Source organism: Chryseomicrobium palamuruense (assembly GCF_042649045.1).
Taxonomy (GTDB): domain Bacteria; phylum Bacillota; class Bacilli; order Bacillales_A; family Planococcaceae; genus Chryseomicrobium; species Chryseomicrobium palamuruense.
The window spans coordinates 18381-37938 of the sequence record NZ_JBHSEF010000011.1; the positions used below are offsets into that span (position 1 = coordinate 18381).

Here is a 19558-nt window from a genome sequence, read left to right on the forward strand (position 1 = left end):
CCCTTAGGGGTAGACTTTTTTTCGAACATAAGGGGGGAGAATTAATGAAAGTAGGCATTGTTGGAGCAGGAGCTATTGGGTTGTTGACTGCCAAACTTCTAGAAGATTTTGGACATCAAGTGCTTGTCCTTCAGCGAACAAAGAAGGAAGTACCGATGTTGTTTCAAACCCCATCAGGAGATCTTGAAATGGTCTCATTTTCGGTGACGGATAACTGGGAGGACGTCGAAAGTGTTGAGTTGTTAATCGTAGCGACCAAAGCCTATCATCTTCCTGCAGTCCTACCTCAGTTACGAACTTATCCAGGCCCTCTATTGTTCATACAAAACGGCTTAGTTTCTAATTTAGTGGCAAAAAAGTTGAAGGAGACAGCGAATGTATTTGGAAGCGTGGATCATGGGGCTACCATACAAGACGGAATACTAATGCATACTGGACATGGTTCGATCCGCTTTGGAGGAGAGGAAAAATTTGCTTACTTAGCGACTGAACTTGGGCCTGTTCTTAAATGGGAAAGTCATATTGAACACGTTCTACTCAGAAAGGCTGCTCTAAATACATTAATAAACCCTTTGACGGCCCTTCTCGATGTGCGGAACGGAACTCTCAGTGAAAATAAAGCATTGCAACGTGCTGTCATTTCCCATTATGATGAACTTATTCTCGGTATTCCGGTACTCGAAGAACTATTGTCTCTAGAAGATGTGTTCGACCTAATCAAACGAACGAGTACAAACACTTCTTCAATGCGAAATGATGTTTTACGTGGAGAGGAAACAGAAGTCGACTATATCGTGAAGCCGCTCCTCGAGATAGCAGAAAAAGAAGGACGCTATTTACCGATTACCGGTTATTTATATGAATTGATTCAATCGAAAAGAGGTGAATACGATCGAAAGTATACTTAGTGTATTCATCATTTTTCCTGTTCTTGTGTTTATTATCGTCTGGTTCATAGGAAAAATGATGGGAATACGAAAAAAGAGGCGGACAGGTCTTGCTGCGGATATCACCACCATTGCTCTTTTCTTCGCAGTGGCCATTGTCTATGATTCTCTCTCTTTTCCAAACGTAATGACGAATCTTCTATTATTTCTTGTGCTTATTGCTATTATTCTCGTTATTGTCTTATGGAAAAATAAGAGTGATGTGGGACCTCGTGTGATTTTTCGACTACTTTGGCGTATCTATTTTTTAGTTTTATCGATTCTTTACTTCCTCGGTTGGGTTTTTGGGATTTTTCAATCCATTACCGAATATGTAAGCGGATAGTTTTAATTTGAGATATGATTTTGCTATACTCGTATACGTATTCAAGACAGAAGAGGTGTCCCTATGATCGTATCAACTTATCCGCAGCCAAAAGCACCGGATTTTTATACTACATATATTAATAAATTTGAAAAATTGAATTCCTATTTTACTTACCCTTGGCATGATGCGGCTTGGGCGTCACGTGTGGGCGAGACGCTTTATCCTGAACATCGTAGAAAAGATTTGGTTGATACGATACGTAGAGGTATGAGAGGTACGGAGCTACATGAAGCTCAATTAACAAACCTACAACTACTTGAGAAAAATGCACTTGTAACTGTAGCTGGTCAGCAGACCGGGATTCTAACAGGACCGCTCTATTCTATTCACAAAGCGGTCACTGCCATAATACTGGCTAAGCAGATCCATGAAAAAACCGGTCAGCCGATGGTGCCGGTATTCTGGATGGCCGGTGAAGACCATGACATCTTAGAGGTGAATCATTTTTTCATCGAGAAGAACCGGGAAGTCACTAAGCTGTCATTGTCCATTGAAGCACTGTCGACAGAGATGGTAGCGGATCAAACAATCGATGCTTCTGAATTAAAAGGACTACTTCATCAAGCATTTGTCGCTATGCCTGAAACAGAGCATACAAGTGAATTATGGAAATTCTTAATGGAACTAGCAGAAAAGTATGGGTCATATAAAGAGTTTTTCTTACAGGCATTTCAACATTTCTTCCAGCATCACGGATTATTGTTCGTCAATTCCAGTGATCCAGCGATGCGAGAAATGGGTAAGCCGTTTACGATTCAGTTAATTGAAGAGAATGCCGCACTTCGTGAGGCGGTCTACGAAAAAGAACAGCAACTTTCTTCGGAAGGCTATGGATTTCCTATTCAATGTCGTATGGAAAACGCCCATTTATTTTATGTGAAAGATAATCATCGGTACTTATTAGAAGCGACGGATGAAGGATTTGCAAATGAGGATTTAAAGAAGTCGTGGACAAAAGAAGAATTAATCCAAGAAGTTGACCGCAACCCTTCTTGCATTAGTCACAATGTCGTCACGAGACCTCTTATGCAACAATTCCTCCTTCCGGTTCATACGTTTATCGGAGGACCGGGAGAAATAGCTTACTGGGCACTTCTAAAAGAAGCGTTTGAAGCTGTCCAATTAAAGATGCCGATAGTCTCGCCACGTTTTAGTATTACTTTATTGCCTGTTGCCATCGAACAGAAGATGGATGACGTGCAAGTTACAATTGAAGAAGTATGGAACGGGGAACTTCCTTCACGCTTACATGCTTTTATTGACAATCAAAAAAATAAAGAACTGACAGGACAACTCGACAAGATGGTGACGTGGTTGGAAGAAGAGTATCGAAATCTTCAAGACATTCTTAAGTCAGAAGAATTTAAAATAGACCCGCTACTCGAAAAGAATAAGTCCATTCACGTGAAACAACTTTCCTATTTAAATCAAGCGATTGAGGATTTATACTATAAGAGGTTTGATGCAGAAACGGCAAAGTTCTTGGCAATCCAAAATGAACTGGTGCCAAACGAATCGCTTCAAGAACGGGTTTATTCTCCACTCCATTATTTAAATAAATATGGTCTTCATTTTGTTGATCAACTTGTGTCAATTCCTTATCAACTAGATGGAAAACATTATGTCATTCATCTTGCTTAAAAGTCGCCTTTGGCGGCTTTTTTTTATGAAAAATACCGGCTGCAAATTTTTCAAAAGCAAGTAATCTAGTACTTTTGAATTTTTTTGACTAGTTTTTAGAAAATTGGTGGAGGAAAGTGGGGGATTGTGGTATGTTTATTTCATAAAGTGGGGTGAGTAGCATGTTCATGGGAGAATATCAGCATTCGCTCGATGCCAAAGGTCGATTAATTGTTCCTGCAAAGTTTAGAGAACATTTGAATGACAACTTTGTCATCACGCGTGGACTAGATAACTGCCTTTTTGGCTATCCTATGGATGAATGGCGAAAACTCGAAGAGAAGTTAAAGCAACTTCCAATGACGAAAAAGGATGCACGAGCATTTACCCGCTTTTTCTTCTCCGGGGCTACAGAAGTAGAAATCGACAAACAGGGTCGAATTATGATTCCTGCGAACCTTCGCGAGTATGCCAATATGGAAAAAGAATGTGTGGTTTTAGGTGTATCTAGCCGATTCGAAATTTGGGCAAAAGATGCGTGGGAAGGTTACGCGGAAATCTCAGAAGAGTCGTTTAATGAAATTGCAGAGAATATGATTGATTTTAATATTTAAGGAGGAAGCCGCTTGTTTAACCATACAACTGTCTTGCTTGCTGAAACGGTAGATGGCCTTGCGGTTCGTCCGGATGGCATCTACGTAGACTGTACCCTGGGCGGAGCAGGTCATAGCGAGTATCTCATCAACCAATTATCAAGTGAAGGTCATCTCTACTGTTTTGATCAAGACACAACAGCACTAGAAAACGCAAAAGAAAAATTAAAAGAGTATACAGATCGCGTCACGTTTATTCACTCCAATTTTCGCTTCCTCAAACAAGAGTTAGCAAAACTTGATGTAAGAGAAGTAGATGGAATTCTATATGATTTAGGTGTTTCTTCGCCACAACTTGATACACCCGAACGCGGTTTTAGTTATCATCACGATGCACCTCTAGATATGCGAATGGATCAAACGAGTGAACTTTCCGCCTATCATGTGGTGAACGAATGGCCTTACGAGAAACTCGTCAAAATCTTTTTCCGATACGGGGAAGAGAAGTTCTCAAAACAAGTCGCACGTGAAATTGAACGAGCACGTAAAGAGAAACCAGTTGAGACCACGTTTGAATTAGTCGAACTCATTAAGCGTGGAATTCCAGCGGCAGCCCGTCGTACGGGCGGACATCCTGCCAAACGCATTTTCCAAGCCATTCGTATTGCTGTAAATGATGAATTAGGTGCTGCGGAAGATTCTCTTGAAGATGCGCTAACACTTTTAAAACCAAAAGGTCGTATCGCCGTTATTACATTCCATTCATTAGAAGATCGTCTAGTAAAAACGATGTTTAAAGAAGCTTCCAGTCTTCCGGAGCTTCCTCCGAATTTACCAGTGATTCCAAAAGAATTACAGCCAAAGATGAAGTTAGTAACACGTAAACCAATCGTTCCAAGCGAAGAAGAATTGGCTGTTAATAATCGCTCTCGGTCCGCAAAACTACGTATTATTGAAAAATTAGAGGAAAAGGGGAGTTTTTAAATGGCGCTGCGACAACCGGTTCAACCAAATCCATACATACAACGTCCCTCAGTCTCTGATACATACACATCTCCTAACACACATAAGAAATTCTTTACTAAGGGAGAAAAAATCCTTTTTGCTGCTTTCGTGGCAATATGTGCAGTACTCATGATTTTCATCGTCCAAACACAATCGGACGTGCGTGCTGTCGACCTTCAGATTCAACAGATGGAACGACAGATCGACACGGTGAACCGAGAAAATACCGACCTTTCCATTCAAGTTGCGGAGCTTTCTAGCTATGAAAGAATTTGGCTAAAAGCAAAAGAACTAGGCTTAACACTAAATGAGAAAAATGTGAAGGTTGTGTCTGGTGAATGAACAAAAAAGTGCGTTTTCAATGGGGAGCCTTCCTACTGTTTTTATTCTATGGAGGGCTCTTTTTCTTATTATTAGGTAGATTTATCTACATTCAAACGACAGGAATCGTCAATGGGGAAGTTCTAGAACAACGAGCAGAAGAAAAATACAACCGTTCACAAATTCTTGAAGCACACCGCGGGACGATTCAGGACCGAAATGGCAACGTGCTTGCAGAAGATACTTTAAGTTATAAGATTTTTGCTGTGCTAAGTGAGTCAGCCACTGTAAATGCGCATGACCCAAGGCACGTCATTGATGTTCAACAGACGGCTGAAAAATTGAGTGCATACATCGATATGAGTGCAGAGGATATTGCCACCCGTTTACAAGAAGGGATTGACAATGAACGGTACCAAGTCGAATTTGGAGCAGCAGGTCGTAACCTTTCCCACCAGGTCATGCAAAAGATTCGCTCGCAGAATATCCCGGGGATTCAATTTGACAAAGACTTAAAGCGTCATTACCCAAATGGTAGTTTTGCATCCCATTTAATTGGTTTTGCCATCAAAGAAGAAACCGAAGAGAAGAAGGAACGACTTATTGGAAAGATGGGTCTGGAGCGCATCTATGATAAGGTGATGACCGGAACACCAGGAATGCTCGAGTATCAGAGTGATCGTCGAGGCTTCTTACTACCTTCCTCTGATAAACTCATCACAGAACCAAAAAATGGTGCCGATATTTATTTGACAAATGACCGTACAATTCAAAACTTCTTAGAAGAAGCGGTTACCGATGTACAAGAACAGTATGAACCGGAAAAAGTGACTGCCCTCGTCGTAAAAGCAGACTCGGGTGAGATTCTCGCCATGACGCAGCGTCCAACGTTTGATCCAAATACGCGTGAAGGACTGACGACAAACTGGCTCAATGAGTCTGTAGAGAATACGATAGAACCGGGATCGACCATGAAAATATTTACATTGGCAGCAGCCATTGAGGAAGGTAAATGGGACCCCAATGCATGGTACAAATCCGGATCGTATCGGTTATTAGACCGCACGATTTATGATCACAATGTGGTAGGATGGGGAAGCATTACCTATTTAGAAGGATTCCAACGGTCATCTAACGTAGCGATGGCCTATTTGTTAGAGCGTCTAGGAGATGACGTATTTATCGATTACATCAAAGCATTTGGATTTGGAGAAAAGACTGGAATTGAATTGCCGAATGAGGCAGCTGGAATCATAAGTGATCGGTACCCGATTAACCGATTGACTACGGCATACGGACAGGGAACAACAGTAACACCCCTTCAACTTATCCAAGGGATGACGGCTATTGCAAATGAAGGAACGATGTATCAACCGTTTATCATCGATAAAGTAGTGGATCCAAACACAGGCGAGAACCTATTAGATCACGAGCCTGTATCGAAGCCTTCTCCTATATCGGCAGCAACAGCGAACCATGTAAAAGAAATTTTAGCGAGTACGGTCACCAGTGAAACGGGGACTGCCCAAAAGTTTAAATTGGATTCGTATACTTCAGCTGGGAAGACAGGCACTGCCCAAATTCCAGATACCAATGGACAGTACTTATGGGGGAGACAGCTCTTCCTCTATTCGTTCCTTGGAATGGCTCCTGTTGAAGATCCGGAATTAATCGTTTATGTAGCGGTTCATAAACCTAAAATTGAGCCGACGGAAGTGGGTTCAGACCCGACATCTTATATTTATAAATATGTGACTGAAAATGCATTAAAGTATTTGAATATTACACCGATGGATTTTACAGAGAGACAGCAAGTGGAGGTTGGTGATTACACAAATCGTCCAGTTGCAGATGTCCAGTCCGAATTACAAGCATTGGGTCTTGAGGTGATCACGCTTGGAGCGGAAGGCAATATTACTTCCCAGTACCCACACCGTGATACGAAAGTAGTCACTGGAAATAAAATCTTTTTACGTGGAAGTGGAGCCGTAACGGTTCCCGACATGTCTGGCTGGTCATCCCGTGAAGTTCAGGTGATGGAACAGTTGTCAGGAATCCCAATGGAACGAACAGGTTCCGGATTTGTGGTCAGTCAAAGTGTCACGGCAGGAACGATTGCAGATGGAAGCGTGCCAATTGTCGTTAAACTTTCCAGTCCTGAGGAAGCCTATACAAGTGAACCCATCAAGATGGAAGGCGAATCTGAACCAATAGAAGACGAATAAGCTGTCAATCCAATCATAAAGTGGGGCAGGAGGTCATTTTATTCGTTCCCACTTTTTTTTAAGAAAACGACAATTAATTTTTATACTGGCTATGCTCTTTGTGGCGATTCTTGTCAAACTCCTGTATATTCAAGTTTGGCAATACGAGGAACTGCACGATAAGGCGCTTACCAGTTGGAATCGTCAAGTTCCACAACAAACGGAACGTGGGTTGATTCTGGACAGAGAAGGTAAGGTATTAGTTACAAACCAACTTCATCCCTCTCTTCACGTGATGCCTGGACAATTGGAAGATAAAGATCTGTTAATTAGGGAACTTACGGAACGAAGTGGGTTGCCTGAAACTGTCGTTCGCAAAGAGGTCGAACGAAAAAGTTACTTAAACCATCTGCGTAGCACATCCCAAGCACTAACGAAAAATGATGTTGCCGAACTTCAAACGCTTGGTGTAGAAGGGCTTTATTCCAGTCTTGCGTTTAAGCGAAGTTATCCATATAACAGTCTGCTTGCTTCGGTACTTGGCTTTACGGGGGCAGACGGTTCAGGATTAGCAGGAGTAGAATACACATATGATCATGTCTTAAAAGGTATAAATGGTAATTTAGAGATATATACGGATGCCAAAGGCAAGCGGGCTCCCTCAAATCCGGATGAGTGGAATCCTGGCAGAAGAGGGTATCATCTGCAGTTGACCATTGATTTGGCCATTCAACAATTGCTCGAAGCAAAATTGCAACGAGCAATGGAGGCTTACAAAGCAAAGCAAGCAATTGGTGTCGTGATGAATCCCAAAACAGGGGAACTTCTTGCCGTAGTGTCTTTGCCTACGTACCAACCAGAGGACTATCAAAGCGCAAGTCCGGATGTCATCTATAAAAATTTACCTGTGACGATGACATTTGAACCGGGATCCACATTTAAGATCATCACCTTAAGTGCAGCGATCGAAGAAAATTTGGTGGATTTAGAACATGAACATTTTCATGATCCGGGATATACCCATGTGGCAGGGCACCGACTGCGTTGTTGGAAGCGTCAAGGCCATGGAAGTCAGACCTTTTTAGAAGTGGTCGAAAATTCCTGTAACCCCGGATTTATTGAACTTGGTCATCGCCTTGGGGAAGAACGCTTGCAATCGTATATTCGGAATTTTGGTTTTGGCGCATCCACTGAATCTGGTTTGGCAGGGGAACAAAAAGGGATTTTATTCTCAAAAGAGGCGTACGGTCCGCTAGAACATGCGACCACATCATTTGGTCAAGGTATTTCCGTTACACCTCTTCAACAAGTAGCAGCTATCGCTGCGACGCTCAACGGGGGACACCTCGTCAAACCGTACTTTGTTTCTCGTACGATTGATCCGTATACAAACGAAGTGGTCGCTGAAACGTTTCCAGAACTCAAGCGTCGTGTAATTTCACCAGAAACCTCTAAAAAAGTTCGAGAAACACTTGGAGAAGTCGTCGCACATGGGTCTGGTCAACAAGCCTACCGATCGTATTTGTCCGTCGGCGGTAAGACAGGAACAGCTCAAAAGGCAGTAGATGGCCACTATTTAGATGGGGAATACATCGTGTCCTTTATAGGATTTGCTCCAGTACAAGACCCGGAGTATCTCGTTTATGTAGCCATTGATGCGCCAGAAGGTTCCAATCAATTTGGCGGAACGATAGCGGCTCCTATTGTTGGAGAACTGTTTGAAGACATTGCAGAAGATTCACCCGCGTTATTTGAAAAAAAGAAAACATGGAACGATTTGCCTGAAACCATCGTTCCTCAATTGATAGGAGAGACGAAAGAAAGCGTGCTTCCTCTTGACTATCCTTTTCAATTGATATGGCATGGAGATGGAAATAAAGTCATCGACCAGTTGCCAAAGGCCGGAGAACCAAGTCGTCCTCCTTATACTATTCATCTTTATACTGATTAACTAAAGGAGTCTATTCCATGTCTATCGTTCTTATCCTACTCACATTAGCAGCAAGTTTCGCACTTACAGCGGTTCTCGCCCCAATTTTCATTCCCTATCTTCGGAAAATGAAATTTGGCCAGAGCATTCGAGAAGAAGGACCTGAATCGCATATGAAAAAAGCAGGGACGCCGACCATGGGTGGTCTCATTTTCATGACAGCGATCGTGATTTCGACGCTTGCTATTTCTCTATATACAGACCTGTTTACTACACAGACCCTCGTTTTACTATTGGTCTTTGTTGGATTTGGGGCTGTTGGATTTTTAGATGACTTTATCAAAGTGGTCATGAAACGCAATCTAGGGCTAACGTCTCTTCAAAAATTGATTGGACAGATTCTCTTATCCGTTGCGGCTTTCTTCTTATTACAGCTTGGTCCGTTTGATACAACGGTGGCAATACCATTTACTAACTCGACAATCGATTTAGGTATATTCTATGTCATCTTTATCATCTTTTGGCTAGTTGGTTTTTCAAACGCTGTCAATCTATCAGATGGTCTAGATGGTCTCGTGAGTGGTACAGCTTCTATTGCATTTGCTGCCTTTGGCATTTTGGCAGTTTTATATGGCCAGTACGATACAGCATTGTTTGCATTTGCCGTAACAGGTGCTCTCCTAGGATTCTTAATATTCAATTCAAATCCAGCGAAAATCTTCATGGGAGATACGGGATCGCTGGCTCTAGGTGGAGCCCTGGCGATGCTGTCAATCATTCTTAAACAAGAACTATTACTGTTGCTAGTCGGAATCATTTTTGTGATTGAAACATTATCTGTGATCATACAAGTCATTAGTTTTAAATCAACTGGCAAACGTATTTTTAAAATGAGTCCGATTCATCATCACTTTGAACTTTCAGGCTGGTCCGAACAAAAAGTCGTGTATGTGTTCTGGACTGTCGGTTTTATTGCAGCTTGTATTGTTCTGTTCGTGGAGGTCATATAAATGAAAACGGTCAAGGAACTCTATCATCAAAAAGTCTTAGTTCTCGGTCTAGCGAAAAGTGGAACAGCTGCAGCTGAAGTGCTTCATGAACTGGGAGCTTTCGTGACAGTGAACGATGCCAAACCATTTGAAGAAAATACGTATGCTCAACACTTGTTAAAGCTTGGAATGACCGTCATATGCGGTAGCCACCCTGAAAATTTACTTGATGAAGGCTTTTCACTGATTGTCAAAAATCCAGGCATTCCTTACACAAACCCAGTGATTGCAGAAGCATTAAAACGTGATATTCCCATCTGGACGGAAGTGGAGCTGGCCTACCGAATCAGTGAAGCAGAAATGATCGCTATCACCGGTTCAAATGGGAAGACTACAACAACGACCTTGCTTGTCGACATGCTGTCAAAAGGTCCCAAGGAACCGCTTGTTGCTGGGAATATAGGAACAGTTGCGACAACTGTAGCGAAGTCTGCAACAAAAAATAATGTAATCGTAACTGAACTGTCATCTTTCCAGCTGATGGGTACGGTAAACTTAAAACCTTCGATTGCTATTTTGACGAATATTTATGAAGCGCATTTGGATTACCATAAAGATCTAGAAGAATACCGAGAAGCAAAACTTGCCATTGTGAAAAACCATACAGCAGAAGACGTGGTGATTTATAACGGAGAACAATCGATTTTAGTTGAACGATTGAAACATGTGGCAAGCCGTAAAATTCCTTTTTACGTATCAGCTCGTCATGACGATGGGATGAGTGCGGATGAGAACTGGATCTATTTCGAAGGTGAACCAGTATATCGCCGTGATGAAATTCGCCTGCCCGGTGCCCATAACTTAGAAAATATACTCGCTTCAACAGCGGCTGCCCTCGTTATGAATGCACCACTTAATCAGATTCGTCACACTGTTCAAACATTTGCGGGTGTGAAACATCGCACCCAATATGTCGGAGAATGGCAGAATCGACTGTTCTATAATGATTCGAAAGCAACCAATGCCTTAGCTACCAAGAGTGCTCTAGAAGGATTTACAAAGCCTGTCATTCTTCTTGCGGGCGGAAAAGAACGTGACCATTCGTTTAATGAACTGATTCCGTACCTGTCACGTGTTAAAGCAATAGTACATTTTGGAGAAACGAAGTCACGTCTGCAACAATTTGCTGATATGCAGGGGGTAGCTGGGTACCCTTTCAACACACTGTCTGAAGCATTTCAAAAGGCAATTGATTTATCGGCAGAAGGTGATGTCATTTTACTTTCACCCGCAAGTGCAAGTTGGGACCAGTATGAAAGCTTTGAAATTCGCGGGGATGAGTTTATTGCGCTCTTCAACGAATTAAGTTAAGAAAGGATGGCGTATTGCATCCGCGTCACGCGATTCGTTTACTTGTTGGCTCAACATGTGGTTTAAGTCTTATTGGTCTCGTTTATATTGCGAGTGCGGCGAGCTATTGGTCGAGTATTCATTATCCTGATCAAGTCCCTTTTTACCTGAAGCAGCTCTTGTATTTAGTGATTGGAATTAGTGTGTTTTTGTGGATGCAAAGGCAGAGGATTCCGGTTGCTATTATTCCGTTCTTGTATATCATTGGTCTAGTTGGACTTCTCACCGTATGGATTCCAGGTCTAGGAGTCGTTCGAAATGGAGCGCGAGGCTGGATTGCGTTAGCTGGAATTCACTTTCAGCCAGCGGAACTCGCGAAACTTTCCACTCTATTATTTGTGGCAAAGCTTGTTGCGGAAAAACGGTCACTTCTCATGCAATTAGCAGTCGTAGGAATTCCGGGCACCTTGTTTATGCTTCAGCCGGATTTTGGTTCGACGTTTCTTTTACTCGCTGGATTTGGTTGTTTACTGTATGTAGGGGGCATCTCATTCAAGCTGTTAGGTGTTGCAGCTATAGTAGGAGGCGTATCTTTTGCAGCGCTTATCTTATCCGCCCCTTATAGGTTACAACGTATTACAGCTTTTCTTGACCCATGGAAAGACCCACTTGGTACAGGATTTCAAGCGATTCAGTCCTTATTAGCCATTGGCCCTGCAGGTTGGATGGGATGGGGATTCTCTGAATCACGCCAAAAGCTCCTTTACCTCCCTGAGCCTCAAAACGATTTTATTTTTGCGCTCATTGTCGAAGAGAGTGGATTCTTTTTAGGTCTACTGATATGTATTCTTTATGGAGTATGGGGATACTCAGGTTTCTTCTTGGCAAGTACACTTAGACCCTCATTTTATGGATATGCAATTGTAAGTCTGGTCTCGGTCCTTCTCATACAAGCATTTGTAAATTTAGGAGTCGTAACGGGTGTGCTACCCGTGACAGGAGTCACACTTCCATTTATCAGTTATGGAGGCACTTCACTTGTCATTTGTTGGATTCTCACCGCAATGATCATCGCTTTATATGGTTCGGGAAAGGAGGCAGAAGAATGGAAAAAATAATTGATATTGAAGAACGCATACCAAGTCTACGAAAAAAAAGGAAACGACGAATGACTTTCACCTTTTCTATTCTTTTGTTTCTTTTCTTTCTTGCTTTGTTCTTGATTCTATACTTGCAATCCTCTTGGAGCAAAGTTCAATTCATTGTGATTGAAGGGACTGAAATTGTCGAGACTCAAGACATCTTAAAACTTAGTGGTGTGGCGGAAGGGGAGTCCATGTGGGGATTTCGCACAAACGAGATTGCTAAAAGAATAGCAGCACATCCTGCCGTTTCAGAAGTGAAGGTCAATCGAAGCGATTTGACGACTGTGCGCATCCAAATTATAGAGCATGAAGTCGTGGGATTCCGGGCGGATAATGAAAAACAACTTGTTTTAAGTAATGGTGAAGTATACGAATCTTCTGTAGCCGGCAGTCTTTATGGACCTGCTCTCCTTGACTTCCAAAATGAGAAAGCAGAAGATCGATTGATTGCCGAACTATCTAAACTAGGAGTGGCAGAACGTGGTCTTCTTTCAGAGATTACATCGACACCTTCGAATGCCGACCCGTATTTAGTGACGATTTATATGAATGATGGTAATACTGTTATCACAAGTGCTGTTCAATTAGCTGAAAACATCGGGCATTACCCATCTATCCTTCAACAGATTCCAGATGATCAAAAAGGAATTGTGGATATGGAAGTGGGCATTTTTTTCAAAAGTTATGATGCGGTCTATATAGAGGAAGGAGAGGAAATCCAAATTGAAGAAGAGGAAGCTGCCGAATAGAGGTAAGATTTTGCTTTCTCTTGTCAGTCTCACATTAGGTTTTATTCTAGCTTTCAGTTACAGTGTCTCTCAAAAGAATGAAAGACAAGGTACCGTGGACTCCTCAACCTATGCACAAACAGAGGCAGCAAGAGAAGAGCTGATTCTGCAAAAAGAACGAAATAAAGAATTATCTACAGAACTTCGAGATGTCCAAAACCGAATACGAGAGTATGAACAACAGATTGGTTCAGACGCTTCGTTAGATGAACTCGTGAATGAAGCAGAGACCCTGCGACTTCTGACCGGAGATGTCTCTGTGAAAGGCCCCGGGTACCGTGTCGAATTAAGTGATGGGGAATATAATCCAAGTCAAGTGAACCCAAATGATTATATTGTTCATGAAGGGCATGTATATATGGTCATTAATGAGTTAAAGATTGCAGGAGCAGAGGCCATCAGCATCAACGGCAAACGAATCCATGCCACCAGTTACATTCGATGTACGGGACCTGTAATCACAGTAGATGGTGAAACATTCCCTGCCCCGTTTGTAGTAGAAGCGATTGGTGACCAGACTACATTACGAGAGGCGCTCGAACTAAACGGGGGCATTCTCGATCAATTAGTCGGTCAACAAATTGTCATACAAAACACTACGCTTAATGAAGTATTTATGGCTTCAAGACATGAGGAATAGGGGGAGATGATATGGCAAAAATGAAAGGTTTCTCCCGTTTCACATGGATCTTGATTGTGATTGGCTTTATGCTAGCGGTCCAGTACAACACCATTCAAAGTCCCGCTGAACGAGATACCCGGGATGTATGGGAAATTCGCAAAGAATTAGTCGAGGAAAAACAGTACCACTCGGAACTTCTAACACGCATCCGAGAGACTGAAGATCTCGCTTCACAGTATGAAGAATCCACGCTTGATCGTCCAGAGCGTCTTGTGGAAGAGTCGATCGCTCAGTTGCGTCGCGAACTTGGACTCGAAGCCTACTCTGGGCCAGGATTCCTTATTCATGTGGAACCATCAGCAGAAGCAATTGCTTTTGGACAGTCCATTTCACCAGTTTCTCCAGATTTACTCGTCCGGTTTGTCAATGAACTGAATCGATTTCAGGCTAAGGCAATAGAAATTGATGGGAAACGGTTAGTGTTTCCAAGTGCGATTCGCGATATAAACGGACGTACAACCATTAACACGTTACCTATCCGTTCTGCTCCGTTTGATATTCGGGTAGGTACGGATTCCCTTGATGTGGCGGAACGAGTGATCAATCAAATTCAAGCGAGTGGACTTGCCGACGATTTTTATATCGACAATCTGCAATTGACGATTGAAGAGCCGGTCGGCACCATTAAAATGGCGCCATACGACCAACCCATCAATGTCACTCATTTATCCGAATGGAAGGAAGGCGAAAACTAATGTGGTTACCGTTACTCGGATTGATCCTAGGGATTTCTCTTGGGCTCATGACGGAATTTCAAATTCCTCCAGCTTATGAAAGTTATTTATCGATTGCAGTTCTTGCGGCACTGGATACGCTCTTTGGAGGAATTCGTGCCCAGCTACAACAAGTGTATGATGATAAAGTGTTTGTATCCGGATTTTTCTTCAATATTGCACTTGCTGCAGCTTTAGCATTTCTAGGGGTACACCTCGGTGTCGATTTATACCTCGCAGCGATTTTTGCATTTGGTGTCAGATTGTTCCAGAACATTGCGGTCATCCGACGGATCTTATTGACAAAATGGTCCGACTCTAGGCAGTCTGTGAAATGAAATAATTGTTAGACTAGTAAGAAACATTTAGACTTTAGACTCTGTATACTCTAAAATGATAAGTATATACCTTTTTTAGGAGGTGCCAATTCGTGAATTCATCAGAACTATATGTATCACTGGATATCGGGTCTTCTTCGATCAAAGTGATCATTGGAGAAATTAATGAGCAAATTGTACACATTATCGGCGTTGGAAACGCAAAATCTACTGGCATACGAAAAGGCGCTATCGTTGATATAGATGCGACAGTTCAATCCATTAAGAAAGCTGTGGCAGAAGCAGAACGTATGGCAGGAATGGAGATTCAGGAAGTAGTCCTCGGAATTCCTGCAAGCCAAGCTTCGATTCACCAAGTTAAAGGTGTCGTAGCCGTCCAATCTGATGACAAAGAAGTGACTGGAAAAGATTTAGAGCGTGTTCTTGATTCGGCGAAGGTTATGTCTATCCCGCCAGAACGCGAATACTTGAATATCATTCCTGTGCAATATATCTTAGACGGTGTCGAAGAAATCCATGACCCTCGTGGCATGATAGGAACACGTTTAGAAGTCGATGCAAATATGATTACTACTTCTAAAACGATTTTACATAATCTATTACGTTGTGTTGAACGTGCAGGCCTCCATATACGAGAAATCTATTTGCAGCCCCTAGCAGCTGGCCACTTCGCGTTAACCGAAGATGAAAAGAACCATGGTACAACATTTATTGATATTGGTGGCGGAGCGACAACCATTTCCGTATTCCGTAATGGTCACTTGACACATTCCGCTGTCGTACCAGTTGGTGGAGATCATATGACGAAAGATTTAAGCATCGTTTTGAAAACCCCGACGGAACATGCAGAGCAGATAAAACGTCAGTATGGACATGCGTTCTATGATGATGCGTCCGAGGATGAGTTGTTCGAAGTTCCTGTAATTGGGGCGGATATGAAAGAGCAGTATTCTCAAAAATACATTTCTGAAATCATTGGCGTTCGATTAGAAGAACTTTTTGAAATGGTGATGGAAGAATTATTCCGACTCGGCGTCCGCGACTTACCAGGGGGGATCGTGCTCTCGGGAGGCGTTGCGAAGTTAGAGGGTCTTGCCCAACTTGCTCGTCACGTACTACAGACACGAGTGCGCATATATACACCTGATTATATCGGTGTGAGAGAGCCACAATTTTCTACAGCTGTAGGACTGATTCAATACATTTATAAAGAGGATTTATACTACGGTCTGGCGAATAGTACACCAAGTGTTATTTTAGCTAGAGACGAAGCACCTCTTAAACAAAAGTCAAAAACGACAACCGCTTCGGATTCTTCAGATGAATCGAAAGAGAGCGGATTATCAAAATTGAAACGGATCTTTGACCGATTTCTTGAATAGGGAAATCGACAAACGAATTAGGAGGCAATCGCATGTTACATTTTGAAACAAATGATGAATCATTAGCAATTATTAAAGTAATCGGCGTTGGGGGTGGCGGAAACAACGCCGTCAACCGCATGATCGAACACGGAGTACAAGGTGTCGACTTTATCGCTGTGAATACAGATGCGCAAGCACTTAACATGTCTAAAGCACCTGTGAAACTTCAAATCGGTGGCAAATTGACACGCGGATTAGGTGCGGGTGCCAATCCAGAAGTCGGCCGTAAAGCGGCAGAAGAAAGTAAAGAGCAGATTGAAGAAGCGCTTCGTGGCGCAGATATGGTGTTTGTTACAGCAGGTATGGGCGGGGGAACGGGTACAGGTGCTGCACCGGTCATCGCTCAAATTGCAAAAGAACTTGGCGCATTAACTGTTGGTGTGGTGACACGTCCATTCACGTTTGAAGGCCGTAAGCGTTCAACGCAAGCGGTAGGCGGAATTTCAATGATGAAAGAAGCTATCGATACACTGATCGTCATTCCTAACGACCGTCTTCTTGAAATCGTTGACAAAAATACGCCAATGCTAGAAGCATTCCGTGAAGCCGATAATGTTCTTCGTCAAGGGGTTCAAGGGATTTCAGATTTGATTGCAGTACCTGGACTAATCAACTTAGACTTTGCTGACGTGAAAACAATCATGTCGAACAAAGGTTCAGCATTAATGGGTATCGGGATTGCTTCAGGTGAAAACCGTGCAGCTGAAGCTGCCAAAAAAGCGATTTCCAGTCCACTTCTTGAAACGTCTATCGACGGCGCAAAAGGCGTCTTGATGAACATTACAGGTGGTTCAAACTTATCTCTATTTGAAGTACAGGAAGCAGCAGACATTGTGGCCTCTGCTTCAGATGAAGAAGTTAATATGATCTTCGGTTCAGTCATCAATGATGATTTAGATGATCAAATTGTGGTAACAGTGATTGCCACTGGATTTAACGAAGAAATTTTAACGCAACGTCCATCTCGTATGGGTGGAGGCGGAATGAAGCGTCCACAAACGGCGCCACAACAGCAATCGCCGACGCCTCAACGTGAAACACGCTATGAGGAAGAACCTGTTCATGAGCAACGCCCTTCTCAACCAAGCTTCAAAGAAGAGGATGCTCTCGACATTCCAACATTCTTACGTAACCGTAATCGTCGATAAGACATATGTGAGCCAGTCCCATGAGGGGGCTGGTTTTTTCTGTGTAAAAGATGAGGAAAGGATGGCTCGAGGATGAATTTTTTTTGGGACTTCTAGTGCGGAAAATGAGTTGACTGGTGCGATTTTCGGCTTGGCTGGTGCGAAAATCGGTGCCACTGGTGTGAACTAATGCGACAGGTGCAGAAAATGACTTGGCTGGTGCGAATATCTGCTTAACTGGTGCGAAAATCTGTGCCACTGGTATGAACTAATGCGACTGGTGCAGAAAATGCCTTGACTGGTGCGAATATCGGCTTGACTGGTGCGAATATCGGCTTAACTGGTGCGAACTAGATAGACTGGTGCCATCTTCGCCTTAAATAGGTGCAAGAGTAAAACTCTCCAACTAAAGAGTCACCAAAACTCTTCACGCGAAACACCCCCCTTCGAAACACTCCATGCATAACTCTTCACGCGAAACACCACACTCCCTTCCACCGCCATCCACGTCGAAACAAAAAATTTCTGCCCACCATCCTTTGACAGACTTCGCATATACCATTCCGTACACTAAAGACAGGAGGTGGGCTATGTACATCGAAGTGATCATCTTACTCAATTCGTTCCTAGTCTTACTCATCATCGTGACAGCCACTCGCTTACTTATGCTGCGGATATCTCGGCTTAAACTATTTGTTCTCTTTCTTTCGTCCCTCCCACTGATCTGGTATCCACTTTTGAGTCTATTGTTACTCACCGTCTTGATTGTTCTTTTCTTTGCATCGGACCGTCGCTCCCTACTAAAGCTCATGTTAATCTCATGTATGTTCCTATTCACGATTGGTGGTGTCATTCAACTCGTAGCCATACGCCCTCTCCTGCTGTTCATCACCTTACTCATTGCCCTCCTCACGGTCCGGGTTGGGAAGAGTTTGTTTATTCAACACCATGCCAAGAGTTTCGTGAAGGAGGTGACGTGTGGCCCTCTCACAATTAAAGGGTATTGGGATACAGGAAATCAGTGCACGGATCCGTTAAGTTCAGAACCCGTCCATTTTATTCGCCAAGATGTGATTGAACAATACCCCGAACTGTTTGCCAAGACGAAACGACTGCTTTCTTTATCCACAGTAACGACCAGTGATTTGTATCCTCTCTACGAGATTGTAGAACCTTTGTCATCAGAAGGAAGTATTTTAGCAGGTCGTTATGTAGCTCCTGTTAAAACCAACTTCCCGTTCGAATCTCAAGTACTATTGCATCATTATGCATTTCAATGAAGGGATGAAAGCTTATGACGAAATGGTGGAAATTACTCGTACAAAAAGTACTTAATTGGTTTACAACTCCGGTTCATTACATTGGTCAATCAGATTCGCTTCCAACGCCATTGACCCGGGAAAGAGAAATCGAACTTCTGACTTTATCAAAAGCGGGAGACGCCCTTGCACGCGATACCTTGATTGAACATAATTTGCGGCTGGTCGTATATATTGCAAAGCGTTTTGATAACACGAAGACGAATATGGAAGATTTGATCAGCATCGGGTCCATTGGACTGATTAAAGCAGTCGAGACCTTTAATTTGGAGAAGAATATTAAACTCGCTACGTATGCATCCCGTTGCATTGAAAATGAAATTCTGATGCACCTTCGCAAGACCAACAAGCAAAAGACGGAAGTCTCATTTGATGAACCACTCAATTCCGATGCTGATGGGAATGAACTATTGCTCTCTGATATTTTAGGAACAAGTGAAGAAATCGTCTTGGATGATGTGGAACGAAAGTTAAATCAGGAGAGTATTTTTTTAGCGATGGATGATTTAACCGACCGAGAAAAGTACATCATGTCCTGCCGCTACGGTCTTACTGGGGAAGAAGAGATGACTCAAAAAGAAGTGGCGGACCATTTAGGCATCTCTCAGTCTTATATTTCGCGTCTCGAGAAGAAAATTATTCTTCGTCTACAAACCGTACTTCGAATTTCTGGATAATATTACACATCCATACGAC

Annotated in this window: 19 protein-coding genes; all 19 read left to right on the forward strand. The window is 42.7% G+C overall.

What is annotated here, in order from left to right; translation table 11 throughout:
- Positions 1–44 precede the first annotated feature (44 nt).
- A complete protein-coding gene (locus ACFO0S_RS04635) occupies positions 45–908 on the forward strand; it encodes a ketopantoate reductase family protein (protein ID WP_378140644.1) in 864 nt (287 codons plus the stop codon).
- Positions 883–1272, forward strand: a complete 390-nt coding sequence (locus tag ACFO0S_RS04640) for a DUF3397 domain-containing protein (protein ID WP_378140645.1) — start codon at positions 883–885, stop codon at positions 1270–1272. Before ACFO0S_RS04635 ends, ACFO0S_RS04640 begins: the two co-directional genes overlap by 26 nt.
- Positions 1273–1335: 63 nt before the next feature.
- Complete coding sequence (gene bshC, locus ACFO0S_RS04645; protein ID WP_378140646.1) at positions 1336–2955, forward strand: bacillithiol biosynthesis cysteine-adding enzyme BshC; 1620 nt, start codon at positions 1336–1338, stop codon at positions 2953–2955.
- Positions 2956–3116: 161 nt separating this feature from the next.
- A complete protein-coding gene (gene mraZ, locus ACFO0S_RS04650) occupies positions 3117–3548 on the forward strand; it encodes a division/cell wall cluster transcriptional repressor MraZ (RefSeq protein ID WP_378140647.1) in 432 nt (143 codons plus the stop codon).
- Between the two features lie 12 nt (positions 3549–3560).
- Complete coding sequence (rsmH, locus tag ACFO0S_RS04655) at positions 3561–4511, forward strand: 16S rRNA (cytosine(1402)-N(4))-methyltransferase RsmH (RefSeq protein WP_378140648.1); 951 nt, start codon at positions 3561–3563, stop codon at positions 4509–4511.
- Positions 4512–4874: a cell division protein FtsL gene (gene ftsL / locus ACFO0S_RS04660; protein ID WP_378140649.1), complete on the forward strand. Its 363-nt coding sequence runs from the start codon at positions 4512–4514 to the stop codon at positions 4872–4874.
- Entirely contained in the window at positions 4871–7078 is a 2208-nt protein-coding gene (locus ACFO0S_RS04665; protein ID WP_378140650.1) for a penicillin-binding transpeptidase domain-containing protein, read from the forward strand. Before ftsL ends, ACFO0S_RS04665 begins: the two co-directional genes overlap by 4 nt.
- 91 nt (positions 7079–7169) lie before the next feature.
- Positions 7170–9008 carry a penicillin-binding transpeptidase domain-containing protein gene (locus ACFO0S_RS04670; RefSeq protein WP_378140651.1) on the forward strand — a complete coding sequence of 613 codons (1839 nt, stop codon included), beginning with the start codon at positions 7170–7172 and terminating at the stop codon, positions 9006–9008.
- A 17-nt stretch (positions 9009–9025) separates the two neighbouring features.
- On the forward strand, positions 9026–9997 hold the full coding sequence (mraY, locus tag ACFO0S_RS04675; RefSeq protein WP_378140652.1) for a phospho-N-acetylmuramoyl-pentapeptide-transferase: 972 nt from the start codon (positions 9026–9028) through the stop codon (positions 9995–9997).
- Positions 9998–11347, forward strand: coding sequence for a UDP-N-acetylmuramoyl-L-alanine--D-glutamate ligase (murD, locus tag ACFO0S_RS04680; RefSeq protein WP_378140653.1), 1350 nt, complete (start codon positions 9998–10000; stop codon positions 11345–11347).
- A 14-nt stretch (positions 11348–11361) separates the two neighbouring features.
- Positions 11362–12444, forward strand: coding sequence for an FtsW/RodA/SpoVE family cell cycle protein (locus ACFO0S_RS04685; RefSeq protein ID WP_378140654.1), 1083 nt, complete (start codon positions 11362–11364; stop codon positions 12442–12444).
- A complete protein-coding gene (locus ACFO0S_RS04690) occupies positions 12432–13220 on the forward strand; it encodes a cell division protein FtsQ/DivIB (RefSeq protein ID WP_378140655.1) in 789 nt (262 codons plus the stop codon). Before ACFO0S_RS04685 ends, ACFO0S_RS04690 begins: the two co-directional genes overlap by 13 nt.
- On the forward strand, positions 13195–13899 hold the full coding sequence (locus ACFO0S_RS04695; RefSeq protein WP_378140656.1) for a DUF881 domain-containing protein: 705 nt from the start codon (positions 13195–13197) through the stop codon (positions 13897–13899). The genes ACFO0S_RS04690 and ACFO0S_RS04695 overlap by 26 nt, the downstream gene beginning before the upstream one ends.
- Positions 13900–13910: 11 nt before the next feature.
- Entirely contained in the window at positions 13911–14636 is a 726-nt protein-coding gene (locus ACFO0S_RS04700; protein ID WP_378140657.1) for a DUF881 domain-containing protein, read from the forward strand.
- The gene (locus ACFO0S_RS04705) at positions 14636–14992 is read left to right on the forward strand and encodes a small basic family protein (RefSeq protein ID WP_378140658.1); all 357 of its coding nucleotides are present in this window, start codon (positions 14636–14638) and stop codon (positions 14990–14992) included. The genes ACFO0S_RS04700 and ACFO0S_RS04705 overlap by 1 nt, the downstream gene beginning before the upstream one ends.
- Before the next feature lie 92 nt (positions 14993–15084).
- The gene (ftsA, locus tag ACFO0S_RS04710) at positions 15085–16374 is read left to right on the forward strand and encodes a cell division protein FtsA (RefSeq protein ID WP_378140659.1); all 1290 of its coding nucleotides are present in this window, start codon (positions 15085–15087) and stop codon (positions 16372–16374) included.
- Between the two features lie 32 nt (positions 16375–16406).
- Positions 16407–17564: a cell division protein FtsZ gene (ftsZ, locus tag ACFO0S_RS04715; protein ID WP_378140660.1), complete on the forward strand. Its 1158-nt coding sequence runs from the start codon at positions 16407–16409 to the stop codon at positions 17562–17564.
- 569 nt (positions 17565–18133) lie between these two features.
- Positions 18134–18823 (forward strand): sigma-E processing peptidase SpoIIGA, encoded by a 690-nt coding sequence (locus ACFO0S_RS04720; RefSeq protein ID WP_378140661.1) that lies wholly within the window; start codon positions 18134–18136, stop codon positions 18821–18823.
- Positions 18824–18837: 14 nt separating this feature from the next.
- Complete coding sequence (gene sigK, locus ACFO0S_RS04725) at positions 18838–19539, forward strand: RNA polymerase sporulation sigma factor SigK (RefSeq protein WP_378140662.1); 702 nt, start codon at positions 18838–18840, stop codon at positions 19537–19539.
- Positions 19540–19558: the final 19 nt, after the last annotated feature.

What these genes read in the sequence shown, in the direction of transcription:
- ACFO0S_RS04635 (WP_378140644.1), top strand. Translation starts at nt 45, where the DNA reads ATGAAAGTAGGCATTGTTGGAGCAGGAGCTATTGGGTTGTTGACTGCC.
- bshC (WP_378140646.1), top strand. Translation starts at nt 1,336, where the DNA reads ATGATCGTATCAACTTATCCGCAGCCAAAAGCACCGGATTTTTATACT.
- mraZ (WP_378140647.1), top strand. Translation starts at nt 3,117, where the DNA reads ATGTTCATGGGAGAATATCAGCATTCGCTCGATGCCAAAGGTCGATTA.
- ftsL (WP_378140649.1), top strand. Translation starts at nt 4,512, where the DNA reads ATGGCGCTGCGACAACCGGTTCAACCAAATCCATACATACAACGTCCC.
- ACFO0S_RS04665 (WP_378140650.1), top strand. Translation starts at nt 4,871, where the DNA reads ATGAACAAAAAAGTGCGTTTTCAATGGGGAGCCTTCCTACTGTTTTTA.
- ACFO0S_RS04670 (WP_378140651.1), top strand. Translation starts at nt 7,170, where the DNA reads ATGCTCTTTGTGGCGATTCTTGTCAAACTCCTGTATATTCAAGTTTGG.
- mraY (WP_378140652.1), top strand. Translation starts at nt 9,026, where the DNA reads ATGTCTATCGTTCTTATCCTACTCACATTAGCAGCAAGTTTCGCACTT.
- murD (WP_378140653.1), top strand. Translation starts at nt 9,998, where the DNA reads ATGAAAACGGTCAAGGAACTCTATCATCAAAAAGTCTTAGTTCTCGGT.
- ACFO0S_RS04690 (WP_378140655.1), top strand. Translation starts at nt 12,432, where the DNA reads ATGGAAAAAATAATTGATATTGAAGAACGCATACCAAGTCTACGAAAA.
- ACFO0S_RS04700 (WP_378140657.1), top strand. Translation starts at nt 13,911, where the DNA reads ATGGCAAAAATGAAAGGTTTCTCCCGTTTCACATGGATCTTGATTGTG.
- ACFO0S_RS04705 (WP_378140658.1), top strand. Translation starts at nt 14,636, where the DNA reads ATGTGGTTACCGTTACTCGGATTGATCCTAGGGATTTCTCTTGGGCTC.
- ftsZ (WP_378140660.1), top strand. Translation starts at nt 16,407, where the DNA reads ATGTTACATTTTGAAACAAATGATGAATCATTAGCAATTATTAAAGTA.
- ACFO0S_RS04720 (WP_378140661.1), top strand. Translation starts at nt 18,134, where the DNA reads ATGTACATCGAAGTGATCATCTTACTCAATTCGTTCCTAGTCTTACTC.
- sigK (WP_378140662.1), top strand. Translation starts at nt 18,838, where the DNA reads ATGACGAAATGGTGGAAATTACTCGTACAAAAAGTACTTAATTGGTTT.